This window comes from Limnospira sp. PMC 289.06 (assembly GCF_032350395.1).
In the GTDB taxonomy this organism is placed as follows: Bacteria; Cyanobacteriota; Cyanobacteriia; order Cyanobacteriales; family Microcoleaceae; genus Limnospira; species Limnospira platensis.
In genome coordinates, this window is the sequence record NZ_JARPLC010000240.1 from 1 (window position 1) to 2856 (window position 2856).

Genomic DNA, 2856 nt, shown 5'->3' on the forward strand with positions numbered 1-2856 from the left:
TGACTCCATTCTCGACCCCTAACATATAGCCAAATGCTCTTACCGTGAACCATGATTATCTACTGAACAAAATTCATTGTCCAAGCAACCTAAAGAAAGACCTGAAACAATGGCTTAAAGCAGGAGTGCTAGATAACGGCGTTTTCGATGATACAGAAACAGGGACACCCCAAGGAGGGGTAATAAGTCCAATACTCGCCAACATCGCACTGTTGGGAATGGAAAGGTTAATCAAGAGTCTGTATCCAAACAAAGGAACAGTCACTCAAGCCAACCTAATACGATACGCCGATGATTTCGTGATTATCTCAAAAGACCTAGGAATCATTGAACAGTGCAAAACTGCTATCACCAAATGGTTAAAACCTGTAGGATTAGAGATTAAACCCGAAAAGACTCGAATTTGTCACACACTCAAACCTATTGAGTATAATGGCAAAACAGAAGAACCCGGGTTTGATTTTCTCGGATTCAATATCAGGCAATACCCGGTAGGAAAATACAAGTCTGGGAAATTAGGGGGACGAAGGAAAGGTGGTTTTCTACTTAATAAAACCCCTCACAAAATGTTGGGATTCAAAACCCACATTAAACCCAGCAATAAAGCAGTTAAAGCCCATACAGAAGTGATTAAAGGTGTAATCAAACAACATAAAACAGCACCTCAATCAGCCCTGATAAACAAACTAAACCCGATTATTCGGGGATGGTCAAACTATTATTCAGGAGTCGTCTCATCAGAGACCTTCGGTAAGCTAGACAATATAATCTGGCAGATGTGACGGGCATGGACAGTATCAAGATGCGGAAAGGCAAGTTTACGAGAAGCTAGGAAACTATTTCAGACATGGAACAGTTAAACTTAGCAATGAGGTAGAAAGGCATGAATCTTGGTTATTCCAGACCAAGGATGGACACACACTATGGAAACATAGCTACACTCCGATTGTCAGACATACCACAATACGCCCTGAAGCAACACCATACGACGGAAATTGGACTTATTGGGCAACCAGAAAAGGACAAGTAATCGACACGCCAACAAGGGTAGCAAAACTACTCAAGAAGCAAAAAGGCAAGTGTACCTGGTGTGGGCAATACTTTACCCCATCAGACATAGTTGAAATAGACCACATTGTACCTCGAAGTCTCGGCGGAAAGGACGAATACAAGAATCTTCAACTACTACACCGCCACTGTCACGATGATAAGACGGCACTTGACAATGCCAACGCTGTATCCCTAACAATGGAGCAATCAGACTAGGAGCCGTATGATGGGAAACTATCACGTACGGTTTTGTATGGGAGGGGGAGAAGGTGACTTCTCTCTCGACACTACTAAGTTGCGACAATTTCCTTATTTTGGGGGAACCAAAGGGCATCATCAAAGTAATTCTTAACCGGAGTCTACCGCTGTGGAAGGACTGAAAAACCAGGTGATAGGTCGGCCAGTTATATTCTGGACAATCATGGATGATTGAATAGGATGATCTGTGAATTGACCCATCAAGAATTGTCAAGAGATGCAAAGGATTTTAAAGAAATTACATTTCTGAAATGCAAAATGTTAAGGTGAAGTTAAGCCCACACTATGATCGGGAGGGAGCTGTATGAAGCTTGTTATCCAGGGTAAAAATCTTGAAATTACCGATGCTATTCACGAGTATGTACAACAGAAAATTGCCAAAGCTGTTAGTCACTTTCAGCAATTGACAAACGAAGTGGATGTCCATTTATCTGTGGCTCGGAACCCTCGGATAAATCCAAGACAAACTGCTGAAGTCACGATTTATGCCAATGGCACAGTTATTCGTGCTCAAGAAAGCAGTGAAAATCTCTATGCCAGTATTGACCTAGTAGCAGATAAAATTGCTCGTCAATTGCGTAAGTACAAAGAAAAACGCATGGCGAAACAATATCAGCTTCCTAAGACTGGTGAAGTGGTTGCACAGAAGCCCATTGTTGATGATTTAATTGGCGATCGCACTGTGAAACTTCCAGAAGAAGTGGTGCGGACGAAATATTTTGCCATGCCTCCCATGAGCATTCAAGAAGCATTAGAACAGTTGCAGCTTATTGATCATGATTTTTATATGTTCCGTAATGCTGAAACTGATGAGATTAATGTAATCTATCAGCGATCGCATCATGGTGGTTATGGAGTCATCCAACCCCGCAATGGTAGCGTTCCGACCAGTAATGGTAAAACTGGTGCGGAATTGACAGAACGGGCTTCGACCTCTCCTTAAAGTAGGTAGGTGAAGCCACATAATATAGTTGACACTCCCATTAGGGTTAGTGGCGGGTTTCGCCTGTCGCGCCTGTCACCGGGGAGTTAGGCGGCGCGAGGGCTTGGTTTGAGGAATCAGGCCCTTAGTTAGTTGGGATTAATCAACCCACCCTTGGATAAAAGATTGACACTCCCCGGCCTAAAGGCGCGGGGATTCGCAGTTCTACGGGAGTCCAACGACTTTACCCTCACCGAGCTTCTTGACGGTAAGCCCTGCCGCTGCAATCCCTCGGTTCCGAATGACTTGGGCGGCGGCCACGTCGCGATTGGTGATGTAGCCGCACTCAGGACATTTATGAACCCGGATACTGAGGTCTTTCTTGACCGCTGTTGAGCATTGAGGGCACTCTTGACTGGTGCCTGCTGCTTCAACCTTGGCAAAATACACGCCACGCTTCCAGCACACCCATAGTAGGGGTCGAGAGAGATGTCACCATCTCCCCCTCCCATACAAAACCGTGCTTGAGACTTTCACCTCACACGGCTCGTAGGGTGCGTCACATCCAGATATAGCATTAGTCAAGGTGGTTAGGACGCAGCTTTTATAACGGAATCCATGGCATT

At 44.7% G+C, this 2856-nt stretch carries 1 protein-coding gene and 2 pseudogenes; 2 read left to right on the forward strand and 1 reads right to left on the reverse strand.

Annotated elements, in window-relative coordinates; genetic code table 11:
- Positions 1-44: 44 nt before the first annotated feature.
- Both P5674_RS23980 and hpf read left to right on the forward strand, forming a co-directional pair.
- Positions 45-1266, forward strand: a pseudogene (locus P5674_RS23980) (group II intron reverse transcriptase); the annotation flags it as partial.
- Between the two features lie 346 nt (positions 1267-1612).
- Complete coding sequence (hpf, locus tag P5674_RS23985; RefSeq protein WP_006615954.1) at positions 1613-2251, forward strand: ribosome hibernation-promoting factor, HPF/YfiA family; 639 nt, start codon at positions 1613-1615, stop codon at positions 2249-2251.
- A gap of 204 nt (positions 2252-2455) precedes the next feature.
- On the opposite strand, the pseudogene P5674_RS23990 reads toward hpf, so the two are convergent.
- Positions 2456-2701 (reverse strand): annotated as a pseudogene (locus P5674_RS23990) (zinc ribbon domain-containing protein); the annotation flags it as partial.
- Positions 2702-2856: the final 155 nt, after the last annotated feature.

Excerpts from the sequence above, each read along its gene's own strand:
- hpf (WP_006615954.1), top strand. The coding sequence starts at position 1,613 with ATGAAGCTTGTTATCCAGGGTAAAAATCTTGAAATTACCGATGCTATT.